The sequence below is a fragment of the Pseudomonas sp. LBUM1661 genome (assembly GCF_059695925.1).
Map to the genome: position 1 here is coordinate 1151311 of NZ_CP166794.1, position 26611 is coordinate 1177921.

The following is a 26611-nucleotide window of genomic DNA, read 5'->3' on the forward strand; positions in this document are numbered from 1 at the left end:
GCCGTGTATAAGCTCAGTTTTTTTGTTCCGGCCAGTCATGTCGAGGTGGTCAAAGGTGCTGTGTTCGCTGCCGGTGGTGGGCGGATCGGGGCTTATGATCACTGTGCATGGCAGGTGTTGGGCCTGGGTCAGTTTCGTCCACTGGAGGGCAGTCAGCCGTTCATTGGCCAGGCGGGGCAGGTCGAGCAGGTTGAGGAATGGAAGGTTGAGCTTGTGGTGGCGGATGAGTTGATTCGCTCGGTGGTGGATGCTTTGAAACAGAGTCATCCCTACGAGACGCCAGCTTACGAGGTGTGGCGGTTGGAGGATTTCTGATCCACTTGCCGCTGTAATAAAAAACCCGCTGATTCGTCAGCGGGTTTTTTATTGCCCCCGATTTTATGTGTGTATGAAGATCAAACTGTGGGAGCTGGCTTGCCAGCGATGGCGGCCTGATAGCCGACCATTCTCCTGCAGATGTACATAGTCGAAATGTGGGAGCTGGCCTGCCAGCGATGGCGGCCTAGTAGCCGACCATTTTCTTTTGGGTGTACATATCCGTTGCTGCGGTAACGGCGGCTGGCGGTTTCGCTCTTACAGCGAGTCACTTTTCCAAACGCCGAAAAGTAACCAAAAGGCTTTGCCCCTCCATTCGGTGCCTCGCTGTGGCTCGGCATGCCGTAACGAAGGCATTGCTCCGGGGGCCCGCCGCCATCGGCCATCCATTACCGGGGGCGGCTACCGCGGCATCCTTGCCGCGGTGCCCCCTGCACAATGCCTGCGTTCGGCCTCTGGGAAAGGGGCAACAGATCAAGATCAAGTTCAAAAGCCACAACCACAACCACAGCCACAGCCACAGCAACGGCAACGGCAAGATCAACAGCTTCGCGAGCAAGCCAGCTCCCACAATGAATCGTTGTACAGCCACTCATCAGGCCAAGCGTTAGCTCGCCTTGGCTTTTGATCTTGATCTGAGCGCCCCATCGAGAGGCCGAGTGGAGGTTCTGCGCAGTGGGCAACCCGGCATGGATGCCGGGTTAGCCGCCCCCGGCCATGGATGGCCGATGGCGGCGGGCCCACGGAGCAGGACCGGAGCGAGGGCATGCCAAGCCTAGGCGAGGCACCGAACGAAAGGGGCAAGAGCGCTTGGTTACTTGGCGCTTTTCCAAGTGACCCGCCGTAAGGGCGGAACCAATAACAGCCGTTACCGAAATAACGGATATGTACTCAAATCAAAAAAACCCTAAACCTTGGCACTCACCTCACTGCGATTAACCAGCACCTCCAGCGCATCACTCAAACTGGCTGCCTTATCACCCACCAACAAATGCCAAACACCACCGTCCAACTGACTCACGCCCTGGCACCCCAGCGCTTTCAAATCGCATTCCGACAACGCTCTGCCATTCGCCAGTTGCAGCCGAATCCGGGTCATGGCGATGCAATCCATCTGCAACACATTCTCGCCACCCCCCAACGCATTCAGCCATTGCTGCGCTTCGGACGCCGCCACTGCGGCAGGTTTCGGCGCATCGACAGCCGCGGGAGGGGTGGAGATAAGGGCGCGGCCCAAAGCAGGCATCGCCAGACGGATCTCATCGGCAATGCTGTCGGCCATCGGCCCGACCACCACCTGCAAACTCCCACCCTTGCCCGGACGAACCACGGCCATCGCACCCAGCGCTTTCAACTCTGCATCGGATGCCTTGTTGCGATCCACCATGTCCAGCCGCAAACGCGTGGTGCACGCACCCACCGTAATCAAATTGTGCGCACCCCCCAGCGCCTTGATGAAAGCCCCGGCCCGTTCGTTTTCCGCCACGACCACTTTGTCACCCGCCGGAACATCTTCACGCCCCGGCGTCTTGAGGTTGAACCGGCGAATGCAGAAATCGAACACCACGTAATAGATCACCGCATACGCCAACCCCACCGGAAGCACCCGCCAGCCGTTGGTGGATTTCCCCCAGCCGAGGATCATGTCGATGAAGCCACCGGAGAAGGTGAAACCGAGGTGGATGTTCAGCAGGTTGGTGACCGCCATGGACAAGCCCGTCAACAACGCGTGCAGCAAATACAGCAGCGGCGCGAGGAACATGAAGGCGAATTCGATGGGTTCGGTCACGCCGGTCAGGAACGAGGTCAGGGCCATGGAGAGGAAAATCCCGCCCATGACTTTACGGCGTTCCGGCAGTGCGTTGCGGTACATCGCCAGGCATGCGGCGGGCAGGCCGAAGAGCATCACCGGGAACATGCCGGTGGTGAATTGGCCGCCCTTGGGGTCGCCGGCAAAGTAGCGCGAGATGTCGCCGGTCACCAGGGCGCCTGTGGTCGGGTCGGTGAAGTTGCCGAAGACGAACCACGCCATGTTGTTGATGATGTGGTGCAGGCCGGTGACGATCAGCAGGCGGTTGAGCACGCCGAAAATAAAGGCCCCGAGGCTGCCGCTTTCCAGCATCAAGACGCCGAAGTCGTTGATGCCGTGCTGGATCGGCGGCCAGATCAGGCCGAACACGACGCCCAGGCCTACCGCCGCGAACCCGGTGACAATCGGCACGAAGCGTCGACCACCGAAGAACGCCAGGTACTCCGGCAGCTTGATGTCCTTGAAACGGTTGTACAGCGCGCCGGCCATCAAGCCGCTGACGATCCCGGCGAGCATGCCCATGTTGATGCTCGCGTCGAGCACTTTGAGGGTGGAGATCATCACCAGGTAACCAATGACGCCGGCGAGGCCTGCGGTACCGTTGTTGTCCTTGGCGAAACCGACCGCGATGCCGATGGCGAAGATCATTGCCAGGTTGGCGAAAATCACTTGGCCGGCGTCGTGGATGATCGCGATGTTCAGCAGGTCGGTATCGCCCAGGCGCAGCAACAGCCCGGCAATCGGCAGGATCGCGATCGGCAGCATCAGCGCGCGACCGAGGCGCTGCAGGCCTTCGATGAAGTAGTGGTACATGGCGGATCTCCCTGGATTTTTGTTGTTGTGTTCAGCTCAGAGGCCATTGTTGATGACAGGCGTGACGCACCGCGCTGGCGCTGCTCAGCTTGAGCAGGTCCAGCGCAGTGCGTCGGCATTCGGCGGCGTCGAGGTGGCGCACGCGGTCCTTGATTTCACCGATTTGCACCGGGCTCACCGACAACTCGCTGACGCCCAGGCCAATCAGTACCGGCGTGGCCAGCGGATCAGAAGCGAGCGCTCCGCAGACGCCGACCCAACGCTGATGCACCGCTGCGCCGGCACAGGTCTGGGCGATCAGTCGCAGCAGGGCCGGGTGCAGGGCGTCGACCCGGGAGGCGAGGCCGGCGTGGTCGCGGTCCATGGCCAGGGTGTACTGGGACAAGTCGTTGGTGCCGATCGACAGGAAGTCCGCATGCTCGGCCAGTTGTTCGGCCAACAGCGCGGCGGCCGGAACTTCGATCATCACGCCGAGTTGCGGGCGCTCACTCACACCGAGTTCAGTGCACAACGTATCGAGGCGTTGGCGGATGTGCAGCAGCTCATCGACTTCGGTGACCATCGGCAACAGAATCCGGCATCGCGACAGCGGGCGCACATGCAGCAGCGCGCGCAGTTGCTGATCCAGCAGTTCCGGCCGCACCTGGGCCATTCGAATGCCGCGCAGGCCGAGTACTGGATTGGCTTCCACCGGCAGTGGCAAATAGTCGAGTTGCTTGTCGCCACCGACGTCGATGGTGCGGATGATCACCGACTTGTCACCCATGGCATCGAGCACGGCTTGGTAGGCGGCGCATTGTTCCTGTTCATCCGGCGCGGTGTTGCGATCGACAAACAGAAACTCGGTGCGCAGCAGGCCGACGCCATCGGCGCCATTGGCCAGGGCATCAGCCGCGTCGGCGCTGGAGGCGACATTGGCGGCGACTTCGATCTGCACACCGTCACGCGTCAGCGCCGGGATGTGCGCCTGAGCCTGTTGCTGGGCGCGGCGAATTTGATGGTCGAGTTGTGCCTGATGCACGTGCGCCAAACGCTCGGTATTCGGCATCAGTTCGAGGCGACCGCCGTCGGCATCCAGCACCACCGATTGACCTTGCTCTTGATCGAGCAGCGTCGAACCCAGGGCCACCAGACAAGGCAGGCCTTTGCCGCGAGCGAGGATCGCAACGTGCGACGTCGCGCCACCCTCAGACATGCACAGCCCGGCCACGCCTTGCTGGCTGAGTTGCAGCAAGTCGGACGGCGTCAACTCGTGGGCCGCGACGATGGCGCCGGCCGGCACCTCGTAATGCCAGGTTTCACCGAACAGTGCGCGCAGCACCCGTTGCTTGAGATCGCGCAGATCGTTGGCGCGTTCGGCCAGCAACGGGCTGCCGAGTTGCAGGAGGATGTCGCACTGCACATCGATGGACTGACTCCAGGCGTGGGTCGCGGCGGTGCCTTGGTCGATGGATTGATGGGCGGCGTCCAGCAGCGCCGGGTCTTCAAGCAACGCGAGGTGCGCGGCGAAGATCGCTTCTTCGTCGGTGTTTTTGTGTTTCCTGGCTTGGGCCAAGGTCTGGTCGATTTCGCTGCGCACGACGGACAGAGCGGTATCGAGGGCCAGCAGTTGCTGCTCGGGATCATGATCGCCGGCGTCCACCGGCAGGCTGATCGCGTTCAAGCGAAACAACGGCCCGCCAACCAGACCGGGGGCGGCGCAGACACCGTGCAACACGCCTGCTTCGGCATCCCGATTACGTCGGGCCATTGGTGGCGCGGCGGCGTGACTGTCTTCGGCCAGGGCTGTGGATAAGGCGATCAACAACGCTTGGAGCGCGGCTTCGGCGTCCGGGCCCTGGCAACTGATCTGCACTTCATCCTGCTCGCCGATGGCCAGACCCATCAACCCGATCAAGCTGTCACAGGTGGCGGATTTGCCAGCGAAATGCAGTCGGGATTTGCTTTTGAAACCGTGCGCGGTCTGACGAATCAGCGCTGCCGGGCGGGCATGCAAACCGCCTCGATGGGCAATGCGGATGTGGCCGACAATTTCCTCGCCCGACGGCTCTGTTTCCTCCGCAGCGCCCGGGGCGTGTCGGCGAATGATGTGCAGCAATGGCTCGCCGACTTTCACCGATTTCAGCGTGATTGGCCGCGCCTGGAAATCCTCGCTGTTGGTCAGGATCATCAGGCTGACCAGGCTTTTGCACTGCTGCGCGACCTTGTCCAGGTCATAGCGCAACAGCGGCTGGCCGTTGGCGACGCGCGCGCCTTCCTTGACCAGCATCGAGAAGCCGTCGCCCTGCAACTCGACGGTGTCGAGGCCCAGGTGCAGGAGCAATTCGGCGCCGTTGTCGGCACGCAAGGTGACGGCGTGGCCGGTGCGGGCTACGTGCACCACGACGCCGGCGCAAGGGGCGTGAAGGGTGTCGTTCAGCGGGTCGATGGCGATCCCGTCGCCCATGGCGCCACTGGCGAACACCGGGTCGGGGACTTTGGCGAGCGTCAGCACCGGGCCGCTGAGCGGGGCGCTGAGGGTCAGCTCTTTATTATTGTTGTGCATGGCTCGGTCTCATTAAAAATACAGTTCAGATCAACGCCCCCCTGTAGGAGCGAGCTCGCTCGCGAAAAACCTGAGAGCAACACGTGCATTCAGGAAGAGCGCGTTATCGTTAACGTCCTTCGCGAGCGAACTCGCTCCTACAGGGTTGATCAGTGGGTGCGGGTGACTTTGCTCAGGTGCCGTGGTTGGTCCGGGTCCATGCCTCGGGCGACGGCCAGACCGGCGGCCATGACGTAGAAACTCTGTATCGCCAATATCGGGTCGAGGGCTGGGTGCTCGGCGCGAGTCAGGGTGAGGTCGCGTTCGACGACGTCATCCGGCGCGGCCAGCAGCACCCGTGCACCGCGCTGACGCATGTCGGCCGCGAGGCTGAGCAAACCGGCTTGCTCGGCACCGCGTGGGGCGAACACCAGCAGCGGATAGTGCTCACCGATCAACGCCATCGGGCCGTGACGGACCTCCGCGCTGCTGAAGGCTTCAGCCTGGATCGCCGAGGTTTCCTTGAATTTCAACGCGGCTTCCTGGGCGATGGCGAAACCGGCGCCACGGCCGATCACCATCAGGCGTTGGCAATCACGCAGCGCATCGATGGCCAGGCTCCAATCCTGTTGCGCCGCGTCGCGCAGGCCTTGCGGTAGGGCGAGGCCCGCTTCCAGCAGTTCCGCATCTTCCTTCCAATGGGCGATCAGACGGGCGCTGGCGCTGAGGGTGGCGATAAAACTCTTGGTCGCGGCGACGCTGCTTTCGGTGCCGGCGCACAGCGGCAGACTGAATTCGCACGCCGCTTCCAAAGGCGAGCTCTCGGCGTTGACCATGGAAATGCTCAAGGCGCCACGCTTGCGCAGCAGACGCATACTGTTCACCAGATCCGGACTTTGCCCCGACTGCGAAAACGCGAAGGCGACCTGCCCACTGACTTTCAACGGCGCCTGCTGCATGGTCACCACCGACATCGGCAACGACGCCACCGGGAAGCCCAATTGCTGCATGGTCAAGTAGGCGAAGTAACTCGCCGCGTGGTCGGAACTGCCGCGCGCGACGGTCATTGCCACTTGCGGCGGCTGACGGCGCAGGCGCCCGGCGATCTCGATCATCTGCGGGTCGAGTTGCTGCAATTGGGCTTGCACGGCCTCGAACGAGGACAGCGCCTCTTCAAGCATTTTTGAAGTCAATGTCTTCTCCTTCGACCATGACGGCGGTGAGTGTGAGTGAGCGATCCAGCCGCACGCAGTCGGCCCAGGCGCCGGGTTGCAGGCGACCGCGTTCGCTGATGCCGAGGTAGTCGGCGGGGAATTGCGAAAGACGTTGCGAGGCCTCGGCGATCGGCAAACCGATCTTCACCAGATTGCGCAGCGCCTGATCCATGGTCAGGGTGCTGCCCGCCAACGTGCCGTCGGGCAGCCGCACGCCGCCCAGGCATTTGGTCACGGTGTGGCTGCCGAGTTTGTACTCGCCGTCGGGCATGCCCGCCGCGGCGGTCGAGTCGGTGACGCAATACAGGCACGGGATCGACCGCAGGGCCACGCGGATCGCGCCGGGGTGCACGTGCAGCAAGTCCGGAATCAGTTCGGCGTATTGGGCGTGGGCCAGTGCCGCGCCGACGATCCCTGGTTCACGGTGATGCAGCGGGCTCATGGCGTTGTAGAGGTGGGTGAAACTGCTGGCGCCGGCCTCAAGCGCGGCGACGCCTTCTTCATAGCTGCCGAGGGTGTGGCCGATTTGCATGCGCACGCCGCGTTGGCTGAGGGCGCGGATCAAGGCGTCGTGGCCGGCGATTTCCGGGGCAATGGTAATCACCCGGATCGGCGCCAGCGCCAAGTATGCTTCGACTTCGGCCATCAGAGCGGTGTGGGCGAAATTCGGTTGGGCGCCGAGTTTGCCAGGGTTGATGTACGGGCCTTCCAGGTGCACACCGAGCACTCGGGCGCAACCTTGCGGGCGCTGCTCGTAGAACGCGCCGACGTCCTTGAGCACGCGGGAGATCTCTTCGCCCGGCGCGGTCATGGTGGTGGCCAGCAGCGACGTGGTGCCGAAACGCACGTGAGTTTTGGTGATGGTTTCGAAGGCGGTTGCGCCTTCCATGATGTCTTTGCCGCCGCCACCGTGAACGTGCAGATCGATGAAACCCGGCAGCAGGTAAGGCAGGTCGTTGTCCGCCGGATCGCACGGCTGGCCGTCGATGGCCACGACCTTGCCGTGTTGGTGAATCAGCCGGCCGCGTACCCAGCCGTTGGCGGTGAGGATGTTGTCTTCGGACATGATCGGTTCTCAGTACTTAGCGGCGAAGCTCTGCGACAAAGTCGTAGTAGTCGTTGCGGCAATAGGTGTCGGTGACTTCGATGGGCGTGTTGTCTTCCAGGTAGCCGACCCGGGTCATCAGCAACATCGCGGTGCCGGGGGCGATGCCCACCAGTGCGGCGAACTCGTCCGAGGCGTTGACTGCCTGTATGTGTTGCAGCGCGCGGACGATCGGTTTGCCGATGCCGTCGAGGTATTCGTAGAGGGAATCACCGACCGCTTGCGGCTTGGGAATGATCGAGGCGGGCAGGGTGCTCATTTCGATCGCCATCACCGTGTCGTCGGCTTTGCGCAGGCGTTTGAGCCGCGCAACCTTGTCGTTGGGCGAAAGGCCGAGGCGAATCAGTTCTTCGTGGGTGGGCGGGGTGATTTCTCGCTCCAGCCATTGCGAGCCGGGGACGAAGCCCTTGAGGCGGAGCATTTCACTGAAACCCGAAAGGCGCGACAGCGGTTGTTCCAGGCGCGGGGTGATGAACGTGCCGGAACCCTGGTTGCGGCGGATCAGACCTTGTTCGAACAGCACTTCCAACGCCTTGCGGGCCGTGACGCGGGAGATGCCCAGCACTTCGCTGAGATTGCGCTCCGAGGGCATGGCCTGTTCGGCTTTCCACTGGCCGGCATGGATCGCCGCTTCCAGGTTGCGCGCCAGTTGCAGGTACAACGGCGTGGGCTGGGTGTCGTCAGGACGTAGGGCTTGAAGGTCATTCATGTAGGTTTGGTCCGATGCGGATATAGGATTGTTGTCGCCCGGTTGTGAGGTGAAACCTAATACCACTTAAATACCATGTCAATGAGACCACTTTGCTGTAGGCGTGGAAAAGCTTGCCGTTAAGGGCTGGCTGCGGTGGGGTCGGTCTTAAGTGGTATTAGAGGTGGGGATTTCGCAAGCAAAGATCGCAGCCTGCGGCCGCGTCTTCGGGGGGAACTGGTATCTACCCCGGTTGGCGCCGCGGCAAGCAGAGATTTTTTGAGTTTATTTTTTGATGAGCGACCGAAGGTCGCTCAGGCATAGATGGGTAAACGTCCAACTTTGTGGGGTCAGTTCAGAGCGTGGGAACGATCAGTTCGGGAGTTACGGACGAATCTCGATCATCGTGCCGTCCGGCACCAGGCCCCAGACTTCGCGCATGTCCATGTTGCGCATGGCGATGCAGCCGTCGGTCCAGTCCAGGGTGTGGAACAGGTTTTCCGGGTAATCATAAGTGTCTGGGGTGCCGTGAATCATGATCATGCCGCCAGGGTCGACGCCTTCACGTCGGGAGCGCGCAGAATCGGTCACGTTCGGGTAGGAGATGTGCATGGCCAGATTGAAGCGGTCGCTGACCTTGCGCCAGTCCACCCAATAAAAGCCTTCCGGCGTGCGTTTATCGCCTTCCATCAGCTTGGCGCCCCGGGGCTGTTTGCCCAGGGAAATGCGGTAGGTTCGCAGCGGCTTGCCATCGGCGATCAATTGCAATTGATGGGCGGATTTGAGCACCAACACCTTATCGATGGGTTTGCCGTCCAGCGTCACCACGGTGGAAGCCTGGGAAAACGCAACGAACGACAAGCAAAACAGGGCAAGCAACCAGCGCATTGAAACGATATCCCTAGAGGTGTCGCGACTATTTATTTATAGATGGTTTTTTACTAATAAGAGCTTAAGTAATGGCAGGCTGAGCAAGCGGCGGGATCGATTCGGACCGCACGGGGTAGACCTCGGTCCGCCGGTCAGCGAAGAAGCATTCTAAGGTACGGCCCACCGTGCGGAAAGCCAGGTCGGACCAAGGGATGTCGGCTTCTTCGAAAAGCTGCACTTCCAGGCTCTCGGGGCCGGCGGAAAAATCCAGGTCCACCAGCTCGGCGCGAAAGAACACATGCACCTGGCTGATGTGCGGCACGTCGATCAAGGTATAGATGCTCAGGTTGCGCACCCGGGCGCAGGCTTCCTCGGCGGTCTCGCGAATGGCCGCCTGCTCGATGGTCTCACCGTTCTCCATAAAACCTGCGGGCAGGGTCCAGTAGCCGAGCCGTGGCTCGATGGCGCGACGGCACAGCAGCACCTTCGAGCCCCAGGTCGCCACGCAACCGGCGACGATATTGGGGTTCTGGTAGTGAATGGCCTGACAGCTGTCACAGACAAAACGCAGGCGCGAATCGCCTTCGGGAATGCGCTGGGTCACCGGGTTGCCGCACTGACTGCAAAATTTCATGCTTGGGTTCCTGAATGCTGCGCCTATCTTGGCGTGCGGCGGTGTCTGTCGGCAAGTTGTCGTTTAGCGACATGGAGCAGTTATGGGGTTGGGCGGTCGGTTCGATTGGTGCATGATGCGAGGTAGAGAATAAGTCGAGAAGTCTCATGCTGGACGAGCTACTGCATCGAGTAAGCAACCACACCCCAAGCACAATGGAAACCGACAAACGTTTCCCTGAGGCCGCGGTACTGGTCCCGATCACTCGCAGTGATGAACCGGAACTGGTTCTGACCCTGCGCGCCAGCGGGCTCTCGACCCATGGCGGCGAAGTTGCCTTCCCCGGCGGGCGCCGCGACCCCGAAGACCCTGACCTCATTTTCACTGCCTTGCGCGAAGCCGAAGAAGAAATCGGCTTGCCGCCCGGGCTGGTGGAAATTATCGGCCCGCTCAGCCCGCTGATTTCCCTGCATGGCATCAAGGTCACGCCGTATGTCGGGGTGATTCCGGATTTTGTCGAATACCTGGCCAACGATGCCGAGATCGCCGCGGTGTTCAGCGTCCCGCTGGAATTCTTCCGCAAGGACCCTCGGGAACACACGCACCGCATCGATTACCAGGGGCGCAGTTGGTATGTGCCAAGCTATCGTTATGGCGAATACAAAATCTGGGGCCTGACGGCGATCATGATCGTCGAGTTGATCAACCTGCTCTATGACGCCAAAATCAGTCTGCATCAGCCGCCCAACAGTTTTATCAACACCTGAAGCCATCGCGCGAATGGCCAGAACCCGCGGCAACCTGAGCCTTGAGGACAATACGATGAAATACCGCCTGGGCGACGCCCGCGTCGATGCCCATCCGCAGAGCTGGATTGCACCCAATGCCGTGCTGGTGGGCAAGGTCAAACTGGAAGAGGGCGCCAACGTCTGGTTCAACACCGTGCTGCGTGGCGACAACGAACTGATCCTGATTGGCAAGAACAGCAACGTTCAGGACGGCACGGTGATGCACACCGACATGGGTTACCCGCTGACCCTCGGCACCGGCGTGACCATCGGCCACAACGCCATGCTCCATGGCTGCACCGTGGGCGATTACAGCCTGATCGGTATTAATGCGGTGATTCTCAACGGCGCGAAAATCGGCAAGAACTGCATCATCGGCGCCAATTCGCTGATCGGCGAAGGCAAGGAAATTCCCGACGGTTCGCTGGTCATGGGCTCGCCCGGCAAGGTTGTGCGTGAGTTGACCGAGCAGCAGAAGAAGATGCTCGAAGCCAGCGCCGCGCACTATGTACATAACTCACAGCGTTATGCCCGCGATCTGGTCGAGCAGGAAGAATGAACGCCACCGAACGACCGGTACTTTCTCCCTGCGTGAGCATCTGCGCGCTGGATGAGGATGATATTTGCACCGGGTGTCAGCGCTCGGTGGACGAGATCACGCGCTGGAGCCGGATGGATAATGAAGAGCGCCGCAAGGTGCTGGGCTTGTGCCACGAGCGCGCCAAGTCCAGCGGAATCCTTTGGATGCTAGGCAAAACCCCAGATCTGTAGCAGCTGCCGAAGGCTGCGTTCGGCAGCTGCTACAGGTCCGTGTTAGAGGTTGGTGTTTGTGTTGGGGTGAAATACCCTGTGCGCCAAATTGACAGGTATTCCCGCGCCCCATGCTCTTCCTGATCGCTTACATCAGCAGTGTCGTGCTGATCAACTACGCCTTTTCCACCGCGCCGCACCTGGACATCATCTGGTCAGCCTGGGGCGGTTTGGTGTTTATCTTGCGCGACATGGTGCAAACCCGTTTTGGCCACGGCGCCATTGCGGCGATGCTGGCGGCGCTGGTGCTTTCCTATGTAACGTCCGATCCGTCCATCGCGTTGGCCAGCGCCACGGCGTTCGCGGTGTCCGAGTGCATCGACTGGCTGGTATTCAGCATCACCAAGCGCCCGCTGCACGACCGCCTGTGGATAAGTTCGGCCCTGAGCATTCCCCTTGATACCTTCATTTTCTTCGGCATGATCGACGCGTTCACCCCCGGCGTCATCCTCACCGCCATGGGCTCGAAGTTCGCTGGCGTGACGGCCGTGTGGCTGATCATGGCGTGGCGCTTGCGCAAGCAAGCCGTCGTCAGCTGAAGCCAAACCCGCAGGTTCATGTAAAATGCCGCGCTTTCTCCCCATGGGAAGCGCGCTTCCCTCGATGATCCGCTCCTTTGAGGACCTGAGATGACCCGTATCGGAACTCCATTGTCGCCCACCGCGACCCGCGTATTGCTGTGTGGCTGTGGCGAGTTGGGCAAGGAAGTGGTGATCGAGCTGCAACGCCTGGGCGTTGAAGTGATTGCCGTGGATCGCTACGCCAACGCGCCGGCCATGCAAGTCGCCCATCGCAGCCATGTGATCAACATGCTCGATGGCGCCGCCCTGCGCGCCGTGATCGAGGCCGAAAAGCCGCACTTCATCGTGCCGGAAATCGAAGCCATCGCCACCGCCACCCTGGTGGAACTGGAGGCCGAAGGCTTCACCGTGATCCCGACCGCGCGCGCCACGCAGCTGACCATGAACCGCGAAGGCATCCGTCGCCTGGCCGCTGAAGAGCTGGACCTGCCGACCTCGCCGTACCACTTCGCCGACACCTTCGAGGATTACAGCAAGGCCGTCGAAGACCTCGGCTTCCCGTGCGTGGTCAAGCCGGTGATGAGTTCGTCGGGCAAGGGCCAGAGCCTGCTGCGCAACGTCGACGATGTGAAAACCGCCTGGGATTACGCTCAAGAAGGCGGCCGTGCCGGTAAGGGGCGCGTGATCATCGAAGGTTTCATCGACTTCGACTACGAAATCACCTTGCTGACCGTGCGCCACGTCGGCGGCACTATGTTCTGCGCGCCAGTCGGCCACCGTCAGGAGAAGGGCGACTACCAGGAATCCTGGCAGCCGCAAGCCATGAGCCCGGTTGCCCTGGCTGAATCCGAGCGCGTTGCCAAAGCCGTGACCGAAGCCCTGGGGGGCCGTGGTCTGTTTGGCGTCGAGCTGTTCATCAAAGGTGATCAGGTGTGGTTCAGCGAAGTCTCGCCGCGCCCACATGACACCGGTCTGGTGACCTTGATTTCCCAGGACCTGTCGCAGTTCGCCCTGCACGCACGGGCGATCCTCGGCCTGCCGATTCCGTTGATCCGTCAGTTCGGGCCTTCGGCGTCGGCGGTGATTCTGGTGGAAGGCCAGTCGACCCAGACGGCGTTCGCCAACCTGGGTGCGGCGTTGAGCGAGCCGGATACCGCGTTGCGTCTGTTCGGCAAGCCTGAGGTCAATGGCCAGCGCCGGATGGGCGTGGCACTGGCTCGCGACGAGTCGATCGAAGCCGCGCGCGCCAAGGCCACCCGTGCGTCGCAGGCGGTGGTTGTCGAACTGTAAAAACCCTCTCGGCGGGCCTATACCTACTAGGAGCAAGGCTCGCCCCACAAACCTTGTAGGAGCGAGGCTTGCCCGCGAAGGCGATTGCACATTCAGCATCATTGTTGGCTATGAAATCGCCTTCGCGGGCAAGCTTCGCTCCTACAGGGGGAGTTGTTTGAAATTGGCATTGGATTCCCGCGCAATATCCTTCATTTAAATGCATCCAGGCCTGTCGCCATGAATTCGCAAAGCATCATTGTCCCGAAAATCTCCACACTGCCGGTGCACGAGCCCCGGGCACGGGCGATCGTGCGTTGGCTGGTGCGCAAGAACATTATCAAGGAAGAACTGACCACCTGCGGGCGCACCGGCAATCGCATGGCTCACGCCATCGGCGACGGTGCCCGTGCCGTGGTCCTGCACCCGGAAGCCCTGCCGTTCGGTGAGCCGATCAACGGCCTGGAAATCATCACCAAGCGTTGCATCTATACGCCGGCCAAGGGTTTCCTCGGCGAAGCCGGCTGCGCCGAGTGCCGCAAGGAAATCGGCGAAGCGCTGTTCGAAAGCCTGGAAGAGTGGATGCCAGGGCGCACCGATAACTTCACCTGCCCCGAATGCGGGCATGAAGATGACATCAACGGCTTTCTGTTCTTGCAGGAATGCGGCTTTTCCAACTTGGGGTTCATTTTCAACAACTGGGCCGAGGCCGGGTTCAAGCAGAGCTTCATCGACGAGTTTGCCGATTGGCTCGATCAACCCGTCAGTTGGGTCAAAGTCGAACTGTAATGACCGCGTTATCGTTCATCGCTGGCAGGCCAGCTCCCACAGCATCACCGCGAATCTGAACATCTGTAGGAGCGAGCTCGCTCGCGATGAACGCGCAGGCGACGCTTGTTCGCAGACAATACGCGTCATCGTTCACGGCCATCGTCGGAACGCCGCCCGGAGCAAGCTCGCGCCTACAAAAAAACAGCCATCCCATCCCGTATGTCAGTAATGCCAATAATAGACAGAGTTTTACATTGAACCCGAGGGGGTGTCTGACTATAATGGCGCGCTTCCATTTTCCCGCTCGGGAGCCCCCGCGATGCTGCGTATCAGCCAAGAAGCTCTGACATTCGACGACATTCTCCTAGTGCCCGGTTATTCCGAGGTACTTCCTAACGAAGTCAGTCTCAAGACCCGCCTAACCCGTGGCATCGAGCTGAATATTCCTCTGGTTTCTGCCGCAATGGACACCGTTACTGAAGCCCGTCTGGCAATCGCCATGGCTCAGGAAGGTGGCATCGGCATCATCCACAAGAACATGACCATCGAGCAGCAAGCTGCCGAAGTTCGCAAGGTCAAGAAGTTCGAAGCCGGCGTCGTCAAGGATCCGATCACCATCGAGGCTGACGCCACGGTTCGTGATCTGTTCGAACTGACCCGCCTGCACAATATCTCCGGCGTTCCGGTACTGCACAATGGCGACCTGGTCGGCATCGTCACTTCCCGTGACGTGCGTTTCGAAACGCGTCTGGAAGCCACCGTACGTGAAGTGATGACGCCTAAAGAGCGCCTGGTCACCGTACGCGAAGGCGCCAACAAGAACGAAGTCCGCGAGTTGCTGCACAAGCACCGTCTGGAAAAAGTCCTGATCGTCGACGCCAAGTTTGCCCTCAAAGGCATGATGACAGTCAAAGACATCGAAAAAGCCAAGGCGTACCCGCTGGCCAGCAAGGACGATCAAGGTCGTCTGCGCGTTGGCGCTGCCGTCGGTACTGGCAAGGATACCGGCGAACGTGTGACTGCACTGGTCAATGCCGGCGTTGACGTGGTGGTGGTCGACACGGCTCACGGTCACTCCAAAGGCGTTATCGATCGCGTTCGCTGGGTCAAGGACAACTTCCCGCAAGTGCAGGTCATCGGCGGCAACATTGCCACCGGCGCAGCGGCCAAGGCCCTGGTCGAAGCGGGCGCGGATGCGGTCAAGGTCGGTATCGGCCCGGGCTCGATCTGCACCACCCGTATCGTCGCCGGTGTCGGTGTCCCGCAAATCAGTGCCATCGCCAACGTCGCCGCCGCCCTTGAAGGCACTGGCGTTCCGTTGATCGCCGACGGCGGCATCCGTTTCTCCGGTGACCTGTCCAAGGCCATCGTGGCCGGTGCTTCCTGCGTGATGATGGGCTCGATGTTCGCCGGTACTGAAGAAGCGCCAGGCGAGATCGAGTTGTTCCAGGGTCGTTCGTACAAGGCTTACCGCGGCATGGGTTCGCTGGGCGCCATGTCCCAGGCTCAAGGTTCCTCCGACCGTTACTTCCAGGACTCCTCCGCGGGTGCCGAGAAGCTGGTGCCGGAAGGTATCGAAGGGCGTGTTCCTTACAAGGGCTCCCTGAGTGCCATCATCCATCAACTGATGGGCGGCCTGCGTTCCTCGATGGGTTACACCGGCAGTGCCGACATCGAAGAAATGCGCACCAAACCTGAGTTCGTGCGGATCACCGGCGCTGGCATGGCCGAGTCCCACGTCCACGACGTACAAATCACCAAAGAAGCGCCAAACTACCGCGTAGGTTGAGGCTTCAAGCAAAAAAGTTAAGTAACCGGGGCTGTTTTATTCAGCCCCGAGTTGTTTCTGAATCACGACTGTTTCTGAATGACTTAGACGAGACTGAATCATGGCCCTCGACATCCACGCTCACCGCATCCTGATCCTCGACTTCGGTTCCCAGTACACCCAGCTGATTGCCCGCCGCGTGCGTGAAATCGGCGTGTACTGCGAACTGCACCCGTTCGACATGGATGACGAAGCGATTCGCGAATTCGCTCCAAAAGGCGTCATTCTCGCCGGCGGCCCCGAGTCCGTACACGTCGCCGACAGCCCGCGCTGCCCGCAAGCGGTGTTTGACCTGGGCGTACCGGTCTTCGGTATCTGCTACGGCATGCAAACCATGGCTGAACAGCTGGGTGGCAAAGTCGAAGGTTCCGAGCTGCGTGAATTCGGCTACGCCCGTGTTGACGTGGTCGGCAAGAGCCGCCTGCTCGACGGCATCGAAGACCACATCGACGCCGACGGCCTGTTCGGCCTCGACGTGTGGATGAGCCACGGTGACAAAGTCACCAAGATGCCACAGGAATTCCACATCCTGGCCAGTACCCCGAGCTGCCCGATTGCCGGCATGTTCGACGACGCTCGCGGCTACTACGGCGTGCAGTTCCACCCGGAAGTGACCCACACCAAGCAGGGCGGTCGCATCCTCTCGCGCTTCATCCTCGACATCTGTGGCTGCGAAGCGCTGTGGACACCGTCAAAGATCGCTGAAGACGCCATCGCCAACATTCGCGCCCAGGTCGGCACCGACAACGTACTGCTCGGCTTGTCCGGCGGCGTTGACTCTTCCGTAGTTGCCGCACTGCTGCACAAAGCCATTGGCGACCAGCTGACCTGCGTCTTCGTCGACAACGGCCTGCTGCGTCTGCACGAAGGCGAGCAAGTGATGGCCATGTTCGCCGAGAACATGGGCGTCAAGGTCATCCGCGCCAACGCTGAAGATCAGTTCCTCGACAATCTGGCCGGCGAAAGCGACCCGGAGAAGAAGCGCAAGATCATCGGCCGTACCTTCATCGACGTGTTCGATGCCCAGTCCAACAAACTGGACAACATCAAGTACCTCGCCCAAGGCACCATCTACCCGGACGTGATCGAGTCGGCTGGCGCCAAAAGCGGCAAGGCTCACGTGATCAAGTCGCACCACAACGTGGGTGGCCTGCCGGAAGAAATGAACCTCAAGCTGGTTGAACCCCTGCGCGAGCTGTTCAAGGACGAAGTCCGTCGTCTGGGCCTGGAACTCGGCCTGCCGTACGACATGGTCTACCGTCACCCGTTCCCGGGCCCGGGCCTGGGCGTGCGGATCCTCGGTGAGGTGAAGAAGGAATACGCCGACCTGCTGCGTCGCGCCGACCACATCTTCATCGAAGAACTGCGCAAGGCCGACTGGTACCACAAGGTCAGCCAGGCCTTCGTAGTGTTCCAGCCGGTGAAATCGGTTGGCGTGGTCGGCGATGGCCGTCGTTACGCGTGGGTCGTGGCCCTGCGTGCCGTGGAAACCATCGACTTCATGACCGCGCGTTGGGCACACCTGCCTTACGAACTGCTGGAAACCGTCAGCGGCCGCATCATCAATGAAATCGAAGGCATCTCCCGCGTCACTTACGACGTGTCGAGCAAGCCGCCAGCGACCATTGAGTGGGAATGATCGGGCGCCAGCCTTGAACGCTGATGCATGAACAAGCCGTGTGAAATTTCGATTTCACACGGCTTTTTCGTTTTTGCGTTACAGCGGTTTCGACCAGCCGGCCAGCGTCAGGCCCACGGTGTCCAGAGCCTGTAGCAACGCCTTGATACTGGCGTAGCGTTTGCCGCTCACCGAAGGCCAGTTCGGGCGTTCGATGTAGTAACTGCCGTCAGCGCTTTCGATGAGCGTGCGCACGAGCGCCTTGCTGCGGCTGCGATGAACCAGGAAGGTCATGTTGGGTTGTAGTTTCAACGTGTACATTCCTTGCCGAGGCAAGGCCGCTTCGATTTCCGACATGGTTTGTGCGGTCCACGGCGATGCCATTCGCAGGCGCAAATCACCTCTGACCAGGGCGTTGCGATCAGCCGCGGTACCGCCCAAGGGCAGGATTCTTCCGGGATCGGGCTCGATGCCTGTCGAGATGCCTTCGGCGACGTCTTCAGCGCGTATGCCGATGGCTTCTTCCAGTTCACTGACCCCCGCAACGCCTTCGAACGTGTTGGAGTGCGAGTTGCCCATCAGTGCCACCCATTTGTGCGCCCCCCGCAGCGCCTGGTCGCGGCGAATGACCGACCTGGCAAAGTAGTTCATCATTTTCTGCCGCGCGGTGGGCTCAATGGCAGGCTCCAGCGACCCGACACGTTCCATGCCGTTGAGCCGGTAACTCGCCATGCAATCGATGGCCTGTACGCGAATCTTGAATCGATGCGCCTGTTTGACCAGTTCCAGGAATGTGTCGCGACCCAGTGGGTCGGTCATGTTGCCGACATCAAGCGCGTTGAGGTAGCTCTCCAGGTCTTTGGCCATCACGCCTGTTTCGAAGAACGAGTCCAGCGCCGCCTGATGGAAGTCTGTCAGCAGATGCTCCATGTACAGCGTCTTCACGTTTTTGCTGGCCAACAGTTCCATGTTTTCGATCAGCCATTGTTTGCTGCCGATGGCGCTATGGCTTTCGCCGATGATCAACCCTCGGGCATGTTCCAGGATTTTCTCGATAATCTGCTCGGCACGGGCGTCAGGATTGAAGGCTGGAATCGGCGGGCGCCCGGGCAGTTGAAGCTCGGCATAAAAACGCAGGGCATCGCGATACAGGCGCTTTCTGATCACCTTGAACTCCCGGTAGGGATCGTGCTCGTTGAGGCTGTCGTAGAAGTCTCGCAGCGACGCGTCGTCCAGTCCGGTCGCGCCGTCTTTCAAGGCGGTCTTGAGGTGCTCGGGCATGTCGTATTCTGAAGCGGGCACCTGTAAACCGGGTGTCTTGCCCCCACCGTTGAGCCCGCCGCGTGGCATCGTTTCCCATTCGCCCTTAGCGTTCAGTCGCACCGGGATCGAGTCGGAGAAAGCATGGGGGTTTTCCGGGTTGACGACCGCCCAATGCCCGCCACCCTTGAGGTCGGCCTCCCAGCGCACGTAGTACGGGGTGTGGTCCAGCATGATCGCGGTTGAAGGGTTGGCCTTGAGTCGATAAATGCCCCGGAATTTTCCAGGCTCGGTCACCAGTGTTTCACCTTCAAGCAGTTCGTTGGCTTGCCAGTTGGACGGGATGGTCGGTCGCGGGTGCGTTTGCGCCAGGTCTTGCAGTGGCGGCCAGCCCATTGGCCGCATGCCTTTGGCGATCAGTGCCTGTTTCAGTTCCCCAAGGTTATCCACCGTGATGGAGTCGTAGGCTGGGCCGAGCGGCGTATCCAGGCTGATTCTCCCGCCGGGTGTCGAGCGGATGACGCTATCAGCCATTCGTCCATCGGCGTTGCGATAAACCACCAGCACGCTGCTTCTGTAGCGCTGAAAGGTGAACATTCCCTGCTCAGACAATAACGCCCTCAGGTTTTGCGGGGACCGGTACGCCCACGGCGTTTCCAGCTGCAACCGCCAGTCGCCCTTGATCAACTCATGGAGGTTGTCGAGCTCGGGCGAACCCACCACTTCTTCGACAGGGGAGTCGGGATAATCCGCATATTCCACCCACAGGCCGGGATCAGAGCCGATAGTGTGTGCCCGTCCTGGGGTGACGTCATCGATGCGTACGCTCAGCGCGTCGGTCTGTTCGCTGATGCCCTGGTAGCCTCTGAACGTGGCCATGTTTTGCTGGTCGACCAGGGCAATCCATTTGCCCGGGCCTTTCAATGCCTGATCGAAACGAATGACTTCGCTGGCAAAAAAGCTCCTCGACATTTGATTGTTCGGGACCGGATGCAGCGAGTCCTTATTGATGTTGTAGGTCGTCGACAGGTCGATGGCTTGCACCCGGACTCGCTCGGCATTGGCGGCCTTGACCAATGACAGGAGGTTGAATTTGCCTTCGGGGTCGTTACCGGCCTTGAAGTCGAGTCGCTTCAAGTAGTTTTCCAGCTCTTCGGACATATCTCCGGTGCGAGCGAACGCATCCAGGTCGAGCTGATTGACGTTGGCCAGCAACTCCTGGAGGTACAGGGTTTTCAAGCCACTGCGGGCCAGTTTCGGCATCTCTTCGATCAGCAGTTTCTTGCTGCCAATACTGCCTCGGTTTTCGCCGATGACCAGCCCGGGTTTTTCCGCCAATGCGCTTTCAAGCAGCTCGCTCTGGGTCCGCAAGGGCCACGTCGTCGATACGGGCAATCGAGCGGTCGGCGGATGAAGTTCGTACCAGGCGTTTGCATCGCTGATCAGTACTCTGCGAGGTTCCTCCTGAGCCAGTTCGAACTCACTGATTGTTTCGATCGCTTCGTCCACCGGGGACATGAACACGCTGCGGGCGGCCTCAGTGTTGACGTCGGAGTCGAGCACACTGCGCACGTCGACACCGCCAACCGTCCATATCCGTCTGAACCGTGCCTGGACGTCGGCACCACCCAGTGCCCACTCCCTCATTTGGGGGTCGTCGAGTCCGGGAACATGAACGCCGGCGGGGCGCGCCCATTCCTCGACAACAGGTTCGCCGGTTGCGCCTTCGACGGTTACCGGTGGCACGTCCATGCCGCCCTGCAACCCCAGGCGCGGAATGACTTCCCACTTGCCTTCGGCGCTCAAGCGCACGGGAATCGAGCCCGAGAAGGCATTTGGGTTGGTCGGGTCGATGATGGCCCAGTTTCCGCGACCGTTGAGTTCGCTCTCGTAACGCACGTAATAGGCGCTGTCGTTGAGCGTGATCGCGGTAGAAGGGTTGGAGGCGAGCTGGTGAATACCCTGGAATTTGCCGGGTTCAAGGATGAGCGTGTCATCACCCAACGGTATGTCGATCTTGAAGTTATCCGGCACTGATGGGGTGCTGTCGGTGGGTAAACCGGTAGTCATCGGTGTTTTCTCAACGGCTACCGCCCCGGCACCTTCGGCCGGCTGCGTCGATTCAATCAGATCGGCCATTTCCTTGGCTTCAGCGGCGTCAATCTCGGGGCCGACGTCTGCGAGCGAACCCGGTCCCTTGAGGACGAGCAAATTGAACAGCACATCAATGCCGCTGAGCACCGCGCCCAGGATACCGGCCTTACGTTTTTCAGCCGTTTTTGCGTTGACCGCCTGATCGATGTTCAAGCCCAGGTTAGCGATGCTGGCCCCGATCACTGGCAGAGCGACCGGCCAGCCGACGACCGCCATCGGGCCGAAGACTTTCACGCCGGCGCTGAGGTAACCGATCCAGAGTTGCTTGCGCAGATCACCATTGGAGGTCAACGAGAGCTCGGCCTCGGCGAACATCGCGTCTTTGGTCGAGTCGCGCAGCCAGGTGAAGGCGTCGCCGGTGACGGGCTGGTTTTTCTGGTTGATGAGGTGATGGTCGTATTGGCTCCAGGTGCTGACGAGCTGGTTCAGGAGATCGTTGAGGTTCTCGGTGATGGCCTGCCGGTCGGCCAGGGAAAAATGCGTCATGAACGCCCGGCGCGCAGGCGCCTTGTTCATTTGCAGCAACATCCAGTAGTGCATGTCCGTTGCGGTTTCCATGATCTGAAAGGCATCGACTTCGCCGGGCAGGTAGACAATCTGCCGGCCCTTGGCGGCGACAAATCGAAGCGCGTTGACCGCGACGTAGCCTGCGACATCGAGGGTGCGAACGCTGCCGGTGCAAGGGTGTTGTGCCTGCAGCATCGGCAGGCTGACCGGCCAGGTAATCGGGCCGATGACGGCTTGGGTGACGAACTGAAAATCCTCGTCGCTTAACTGGCGTTTGTCCCGCGCCTGCACGGCTTTGATCAGGAAATTGCACTTGGCCAGGGTGCGGAAATCGGTGCCGGAATCATTCCAGAAGGCTGTCAGTCGCTCGGTGTATAACGAGCTGAAGTCAATGCTCCAGAAGTCCTTCAACACCTCGTTGCCATGCAGGCGCACTTCGTTGGTTTCATTGAAGGTACCGGCGTTCGGGCCTGCGGTATAAAAGCCTCCGTACACGTCCAGTAAATCGGCGTTGTCCTGGTCTCCCACACGAAAGCGCTGGATCACCAGTTGCGTCAGGGTCATGGTCGACGTTGGCGTTGCATGAACGTGCTCCCAACCGGTGAAGGCTGTCGAGCTGCTTTGCGAGGCGTCAAAGCGGTGGAAATACACCTGATCCGGGTCAAGGCCGGTGATGGCGTATTTCTTCAGCACATCGCTGGCGACCTCATGCGCCGTGTCTTGCAGGCTGGGGCAGGTCTGGATGACGGTGGTGGCGATTGCCTTGAGCGCTGCCTTGTCGGCGGCATTGGGCAATGGGCGGGTGTCTGTCGTGTTCATGCGCTCTATCCTTGAGAGATGGGCCGTCGAGATTGGCCCGATTGCTCAAAGAAGGTGCACTACATAGTTATGCTTTTTGGCGCTCCGCGAGGGTGTAGTGTCAGCGTCTGGCCACATCGGAAAAGTAGAACTTGTCCAGCGTATGCCGAGACTCGGTGTACTCGAATTGTCGACCGTCCTGGAGGAAGGTCTGGTTGCTGACCACGATCACATGGCTCTGGCCGTCGAGGTCCAGGTGTTGCTGGTCGTCCTTGCTGCGCGGTACCGCTTCGATGGTGCGCTGGGCATAGGCGATCTGCAATTGCAGGGTCTGCTCGATGAAGGCGTAGATCGAGTGTTCGGCGATGTCACGGGACAGGCCGGGAATCACATCGCTGACGAAATGGTTGATGTCGAGGATCACTCGTTTGCCGTCGATCCGCCGCACCCGTTTGATCCGCGTGATCAGGCTGCCTTCCTGCGCCTTGATGTGTTCCAGCAGGGGACCTTCAAGGGGGATTTGGGTGAACTCGACTACGTCGGTGCTGACGTCGTTGCCCAGCCGTGGGTAGGTTTCCTGGAAACTGACGATGCCGCCGAGCTGGAATTCGATCGGGTTGGTCGACAGCACAAAGGTGCCTTTGCCGTGGACTTTCTGGGCAAAGCCGCGCTCCTGCAGTTGCTCGATGGCCTTGCGCACGGTGCCGCGACTGGCCTGATAGCTCTCCATCAATTCGGTTTCGGAAGGCAACCGGGCGCCGCGTTCCAGACGTTCGGTGGTAATGCTGGCAAGCAGATCGCTGTAGATCTGGTTGTATTTACTCATGGGGATGGCTCTGTGCCGCGCTGTACTCAAGGTTTTGAACCTTAAGGGCAGGGTCGGGGTTTGTCCATGATGCAGTGTGTAGCAGCTGCCGAACGCAGCCTTCGGCAGCTGCTACAGGGAGTTTTGTATCGGTTGTTGGATAAACAAAAATGAAACTCGTCTGTACGAGTTGTTGCTTTAACTCGTACAGACGAGTACTTTTCGCTTCGGCGTGCTGCCAAAAACAAAAAACCACAGCGGAAAAACAAGCATGAGCCACGACTATCCGAATATCGTCACTGAGCTGCTGCACAGCCTCGGTGGCAGCGACAACCTCGAGCAGGCCGCGCACTGCGTCACGCGCCTGCGCCTGGCCCTCAAGGACCCGAGCCTGGTCAACAGCGCCACCTTGAACCAGATCGACCTGGTCAAAGGTTCGTTCTTCACCGGCGGCTTGTTCCAGGTGGTCATCGGCCCCGGCGAAGTGGAAAAGGTCTACGCCGAACTGCGCCGCCAAACCGGACTCGCGGCGTCGACCATCGCCGACGTCAAACAAAAAAGCGCCGACAAGATCAACGCCATGCAACGGTTGGTGCGGGTGTTTTCCGACGTGTTCATGCCGATCCTGCCGGCCCTGATCATTGCCGGCCTGCTGATGGGCATCAACAACCTGATCGGCGCCAAAGGCATGTTCATCGAGGGCCAGACCCTGCTGGACGCCTACCCGAAACTTGACGGGCTCTGGAGCCTGATCAACCTGATGGCCAACACCTCGTTCGTGTTCCTCCCGGCGCTGGTGGGCTGGTCGGCGGCCAAGCGGTTCGGCGGCAGCGAAATTCTCGGCATCGTGCTCGGCCTGATGCTGGTGCACCCGGACCTGCTCAATGCCTGGAACTACGGCAAGGCAGTGGCCGGGCTGGATGGCCAGCGCCTGCCGTACTTCGACATCCTCGGTCTGTTCCAGATCGAGAAGGTCGGTTATCAGGGGCAGATTCTGCCGATCCTGCTGGCGGCCTACGTCATGAGCACTATCGAAAAATGGCTGCGGGCACGGGTGCCGAACGCGGTGCAATTGCTGGTGGTGCCGATCACCACCATCGTCGTGACGGGTGTGTTGGCGCTGGCCGTGATCGGCCCGGTGACCCGGCACCTGGGGATTCTGATCACCGAAGGCGTGGTCATGCTGTTCGACCTGGCGCCGATGGTCGGCGGGGCGATATTCGGTTTGCTCTACGCGCCGCTGGTGATCACCGGCATGCACCACATGTTCCTCGCGGTCGACTTGCAACTGATCTCCACCCAGGGCGGGACGTTCATCTGGCCGATGATCGTCATGTCCAACCTCGCCCAAGGCAGTGCCGCCCTGGCGGTGTTCTACATGACGCGCAATGTGCGCGACAAAAGCATGGCCTCGACCTCGGCGATTTCCGCTTACTTCGGCATCACCGAACCGGCGATGTTCGGGGTCAATCTGCGCTACAAGTTTCCGTTTTATGCGGCCCTGATCGGCTCGGCATTGGGCTGCATTTTCCTGTCGCTGAACAAGGTCCAGGCCTCGGCAATCGGTGTCGGCGGGTTGCCCGGTTTCATCTCGATCATTCCGCAGTTCATCCCGATGTTTGTGATCGGGATGATCATCGCCATGGTCGTGCCGTTTGTTTTGACCTGTGGGTTGAGCATGAAGATTGTTCGGCCTGGGTATCGGGTTGCCTGACAAACCGCATTCGCGAGCAAGCCCGCTCCCACAGTTGACCGCATTCCAAATGTGGGAGCGGGCTTGCTCGCGAAGGGGCCATAACGGTCACCGCATCAACTTACTGAAGGAATAGTGCCATGCAAGACTGGCAACGCTCGGTGATCTACCAGATCTACCCGAAAAGCTTTCACAGCCACGCCGGCAACCCCACCGGGGATTTGCTCGGCGTCGTCGCCAAGCTCGACTACCTGCACTGGCTGGGTGTCGATTGCCTGTGGATCACGCCGTTCCTGCGCTCGCCGCAGCGCGACAATGGCTACGACATCAGCGACTACTACGCCATCGACCCGAGCTACGGGACCATGGCCGATTGTGAGTTGCTGATTGCCGAGGCCGGCAAGCGCGGGATCAAGTTGATGCTCGATATCGTGGTCAACCACACGTCCATCGAACACACCTGGTTCCAGCAAGCCCGCAGCAGCCTCGACAACCCGTACCGCGATTTCTACATCTGGCGCGACCAGCCGAACAACTGGGAATCCAAGTTCGGTGGTTCAGCCTGGGAGTACGAAGCCCAGACCGGCCAGTACTTCCTGCACCTGTTCGATCACACCCAGGCCGACCTGAATTGGGACAACCCCAAGGTGCGCGCCGAAGTGTTCAAGATGATGCGTTTCTGGCGCGACAAAGGCGTGGGTGGTTTCCGTCTCGATGTGATCAACCTGATCTCGAAACCGGCGGATTTCCCCGAGGACAACAGCGACGGTCGACGCTTCTACACTGACGGCCCGCACGTCCACGAGTACCTGCAGCAAATGCACCGCGAAGTGTTCGAGGGTCACGACCTGATCAACGTCGGCGAGATGTCGTCGACCAGCCTCGACCACTGCATTCGCTACTCGCGACCCGAGTCGAAAGAGCTGTCGATGACCTTCAACTTCCATCACCTGAAGGTCGATTACCCGAACCTGCAAAAGTGGATTCGCGCCGACTTCGACTTCCTCGAACTCAAGCGCATCCTCTCCGACTGGCAGACCGGCATGCAGGCCGGCGGTGGCTGGAATGCGCTGTTCTGGTGTAACCACGATCAGCCGCGCGTGGTTTCGCGTTTCGGCCATGACGGCGAGCATCGGGTGGTGTCGGCGAAGATGCTCGGGACCGCGCTGCACTTCCTCCAGGGCACGCCATTCGTGTACCAGGGTGAAGAACTGGGCATGACCAATCCGGGCTTCGATCACATCGACCAGTACCGCGATGTCGAGACCCTGAACATCTTCCGCCTCAAGCGCGAGGCGGGCGCGAGTGACGCCGACAACATGGCAGCGATCATGCAGAAGTCCCGCGACAATGGCCGCACGCCGATGCACTGGAATGCCGAACCGAACGCCGGTTTCAGCGCTGGCGAACCGTGGATCGGCCTGCCGGCCAACGCTGCGCAGATCAACGTGGCGACCCAACTCGATGACCCTGATTCCGTTCTGCATCACTACCGTCAATTGATTGCCCTGCGTCGCCGTGAAGCGCTGATAGCCGACGGCGTTTATCGGCAACTGTTGCCCGAGCACCGGCAAATCTGGGCGTATGTTCGGGAAGGCCAGGGCGAACGACTGCTGGTGTTGAACAACTTCTACGGCACCGCATGTGAAGTCGAACTGCCGGAGGAAGTCATCAACGAAGCGATGGGCCAGCGCCTGGTAATTAGCAACTACCCGGACTGCCCGCCGCGAATTCGGCAGGTCACTTTGCGGCCTTATGAGTCGTTCGTGCTGCACCTGACTAACCACTAAAGCTCAACCAATAAAAGCACCGATTTAAAAAAACACGCAGAACGCTG

20 protein-coding genes are annotated in these 26611 nt (G+C 60.4%); 11 read left to right on the top strand and 9 right to left on the bottom strand.

The features are described from left to right. Positions 1-3: 3 nt before the first annotated feature. A complete protein-coding gene (locus tag ACA057_RS05245; protein ID WP_497346465.1) occupies positions 4-315 on the top strand; it encodes an NGG1p interacting factor NIF3 in 312 nt (103 codons plus the stop codon). Positions 316-1222: 907 nt separating this feature from the next. Here ACA057_RS05245 and nagE read toward each other — a convergent pair. The 7 genes from nagE to ACA057_RS05280 all read right to left on the bottom strand — a co-directional run bounded on the left by nagE (position 1223) and on the right by ACA057_RS05280 (position 9973). Further along, positions 1223-2938, bottom strand: coding sequence for an N-acetylglucosamine-specific PTS transporter subunit IIBC (gene nagE / locus ACA057_RS05250; protein ID WP_497346467.1), 1716 nt, complete (start codon positions 2936-2938; stop codon positions 1223-1225). A 31-nt stretch (positions 2939-2969) separates the two neighbouring features. Further along, positions 2970-5483 carry a phosphoenolpyruvate--protein phosphotransferase gene (gene ptsP, locus ACA057_RS05255; RefSeq protein WP_497346469.1) on the bottom strand — a complete coding sequence of 838 codons (2514 nt, stop codon included), beginning with the start codon at positions 5481-5483 and terminating at the stop codon, positions 2970-2972. A gap of 149 nt (positions 5484-5632) precedes the next feature. Next, positions 5633-6655: an SIS domain-containing protein gene (locus ACA057_RS05260; protein ID WP_497346471.1), complete on the bottom strand. Its 1023-nt coding sequence runs from the start codon at positions 6653-6655 to the stop codon at positions 5633-5635. After that, positions 6636-7742, bottom strand: a complete 1107-nt coding sequence (nagA, locus tag ACA057_RS05265; RefSeq protein WP_497346473.1) for an N-acetylglucosamine-6-phosphate deacetylase — start codon at positions 7740-7742, stop codon at positions 6636-6638. Before nagA ends, ACA057_RS05260 begins: the two co-directional genes overlap by 20 nt. Before the next feature lie 16 nt (positions 7743-7758). Beyond that, entirely contained in the window at positions 7759-8490 is a 732-nt protein-coding gene (locus ACA057_RS05270; RefSeq protein WP_497346475.1) for a GntR family transcriptional regulator, read from the bottom strand. A gap of 363 nt (positions 8491-8853) precedes the next feature. After that, positions 8854-9357 (bottom strand): L,D-transpeptidase family protein, encoded by a 504-nt coding sequence (locus ACA057_RS05275; RefSeq protein WP_497346477.1) that lies wholly within the window; start codon positions 9355-9357, stop codon positions 8854-8856. A gap of 64 nt (positions 9358-9421) precedes the next feature. Then, the gene (locus ACA057_RS05280) at positions 9422-9973 is read right to left on the bottom strand and encodes an NUDIX hydrolase (RefSeq protein ID WP_497346479.1); all 552 of its coding nucleotides are present in this window, start codon (positions 9971-9973) and stop codon (positions 9422-9424) included. A gap of 146 nt (positions 9974-10119) precedes the next feature. On the opposite strand from ACA057_RS05280, the gene ACA057_RS05285 reads away from it, so the two are divergent. The 8 genes from ACA057_RS05285 to guaA all read left to right on the top strand — a co-directional run bounded on the left by ACA057_RS05285 (position 10120) and on the right by guaA (position 17578). Beyond that, the gene (locus tag ACA057_RS05285) at positions 10120-10719 is read left to right on the top strand and encodes a CoA pyrophosphatase (RefSeq protein WP_401356549.1); all 600 of its coding nucleotides are present in this window, start codon (positions 10120-10122) and stop codon (positions 10717-10719) included. Positions 10720-10774: 55 nt separating this feature from the next. After that, on the top strand, positions 10775-11299 hold the full coding sequence (locus tag ACA057_RS05290; protein WP_401356551.1) for a gamma carbonic anhydrase family protein: 525 nt from the start codon (positions 10775-10777) through the stop codon (positions 11297-11299). Next, entirely contained in the window at positions 11296-11511 is a 216-nt protein-coding gene (locus ACA057_RS05295; RefSeq protein WP_497346481.1) for a DUF1289 domain-containing protein, read from the top strand. Before ACA057_RS05290 ends, ACA057_RS05295 begins: the two co-directional genes overlap by 4 nt. 110 nt (positions 11512-11621) lie before the next feature. Continuing rightward, the gene (locus ACA057_RS05300) at positions 11622-12089 is read left to right on the top strand and encodes a 7-cyano-7-deazaguanine/7-aminomethyl-7-deazaguanine transporter (RefSeq protein WP_059406335.1); all 468 of its coding nucleotides are present in this window, start codon (positions 11622-11624) and stop codon (positions 12087-12089) included. Positions 12090-12179: 90 nt separating this feature from the next. Beyond that, complete coding sequence (gene purT / locus ACA057_RS05305) at positions 12180-13361, top strand: formate-dependent phosphoribosylglycinamide formyltransferase (protein WP_497346483.1); 1182 nt, start codon at positions 12180-12182, stop codon at positions 13359-13361. A gap of 219 nt (positions 13362-13580) precedes the next feature. Then, complete coding sequence (locus tag ACA057_RS05310) at positions 13581-14129, top strand: sugar ABC transporter ATPase (RefSeq protein WP_497346485.1); 549 nt, start codon at positions 13581-13583, stop codon at positions 14127-14129. 301 nt (positions 14130-14430) lie between these two features. Next, positions 14431-15900 (top strand): IMP dehydrogenase, encoded by a 1470-nt coding sequence (guaB, locus tag ACA057_RS05315; RefSeq protein WP_497346487.1) that lies wholly within the window; start codon positions 14431-14433, stop codon positions 15898-15900. Positions 15901-16000: 100 nt separating this feature from the next. Next, entirely contained in the window at positions 16001-17578 is a 1578-nt protein-coding gene (gene guaA / locus ACA057_RS05320) for a glutamine-hydrolyzing GMP synthase (RefSeq protein ID WP_059406339.1), read from the top strand. 78 nt (positions 17579-17656) lie between these two features. Here guaA and ACA057_RS05325 read toward each other — a convergent pair whose 3' ends face one another. Further along, complete coding sequence (locus ACA057_RS05325) at positions 17657-22297, bottom strand: membrane-targeted effector domain-containing toxin (RefSeq protein ID WP_497346489.1); 4641 nt, start codon at positions 22295-22297, stop codon at positions 17657-17659. Between the two features lie 100 nt (positions 22298-22397). After that, complete coding sequence (treR, locus tag ACA057_RS05330; RefSeq protein ID WP_495028835.1) at positions 22398-23102, bottom strand: trehalose operon repressor; 705 nt, start codon at positions 23100-23102, stop codon at positions 22398-22400. A gap of 250 nt (positions 23103-23352) precedes the next feature. Between treR and treP the strand changes: the two genes are divergently transcribed. Beyond that, positions 23353-24795 carry a PTS system trehalose-specific EIIBC component gene (gene treP / locus ACA057_RS05335; RefSeq protein WP_497346492.1) on the top strand — a complete coding sequence of 481 codons (1443 nt, stop codon included), beginning with the start codon at positions 23353-23355 and terminating at the stop codon, positions 24793-24795. Between the two features lie 119 nt (positions 24796-24914). Next, positions 24915-26564, top strand: coding sequence for an alpha,alpha-phosphotrehalase (treC, locus tag ACA057_RS05340; RefSeq protein ID WP_497346494.1), 1650 nt, complete (start codon positions 24915-24917; stop codon positions 26562-26564). Positions 26565-26611 lie beyond the last annotated feature (47 nt).

Coding starts and splice junctions, on each gene's coding strand:
- nagE (WP_497346467.1), bottom strand. CDS start 2,938: ATGTACCACTACTTCATCGAAGGCCTGCAGCGCCTCGGTCGCGCGCTG.
- ptsP (WP_497346469.1), bottom strand. CDS start 5,483: ATGCACAACAATAATAAAGAGCTGACCCTCAGCGCCCCGCTCAGCGGC.
- nagA (WP_497346473.1), bottom strand. CDS start 7,742: ATGTCCGAAGACAACATCCTCACCGCCAACGGCTGGGTACGCGGCCGG.
- ACA057_RS05270 (WP_497346475.1), bottom strand. CDS start 8,490: ATGAATGACCTTCAAGCCCTACGTCCTGACGACACCCAGCCCACGCCG.
- ACA057_RS05275 (WP_497346477.1), bottom strand. CDS start 9,357: ATGCGCTGGTTGCTTGCCCTGTTTTGCTTGTCGTTCGTTGCGTTTTCC.
- ACA057_RS05280 (WP_497346479.1), bottom strand. CDS start 9,973: ATGAAATTTTGCAGTCAGTGCGGCAACCCGGTGACCCAGCGCATTCCC.
- ACA057_RS05285 (WP_401356549.1), top strand. CDS start 10,120: ATGCTGGACGAGCTACTGCATCGAGTAAGCAACCACACCCCAAGCACA.
- ACA057_RS05290 (WP_401356551.1), top strand. CDS start 10,775: ATGAAATACCGCCTGGGCGACGCCCGCGTCGATGCCCATCCGCAGAGC.
- ACA057_RS05295 (WP_497346481.1), top strand. CDS start 11,296: ATGAACGCCACCGAACGACCGGTACTTTCTCCCTGCGTGAGCATCTGC.
- ACA057_RS05300 (WP_059406335.1), top strand. CDS start 11,622: ATGCTCTTCCTGATCGCTTACATCAGCAGTGTCGTGCTGATCAACTAC.
- purT (WP_497346483.1), top strand. CDS start 12,180: ATGACCCGTATCGGAACTCCATTGTCGCCCACCGCGACCCGCGTATTG.
- ACA057_RS05310 (WP_497346485.1), top strand. CDS start 13,581: ATGAATTCGCAAAGCATCATTGTCCCGAAAATCTCCACACTGCCGGTG.
- guaB (WP_497346487.1), top strand. CDS start 14,431: ATGCTGCGTATCAGCCAAGAAGCTCTGACATTCGACGACATTCTCCTA.
- guaA (WP_059406339.1), top strand. CDS start 16,001: ATGGCCCTCGACATCCACGCTCACCGCATCCTGATCCTCGACTTCGGT.
- ACA057_RS05325 (WP_497346489.1), bottom strand. CDS start 22,297: ATGAACACGACAGACACCCGCCCATTGCCCAATGCCGCCGACAAGGCA.
- treR (WP_495028835.1), bottom strand. CDS start 23,102: ATGAGTAAATACAACCAGATCTACAGCGATCTGCTTGCCAGCATTACC.
- treP (WP_497346492.1), top strand. CDS start 23,353: ATGAGCCACGACTATCCGAATATCGTCACTGAGCTGCTGCACAGCCTC.
- treC (WP_497346494.1), top strand. CDS start 24,915: ATGCAAGACTGGCAACGCTCGGTGATCTACCAGATCTACCCGAAAAGC.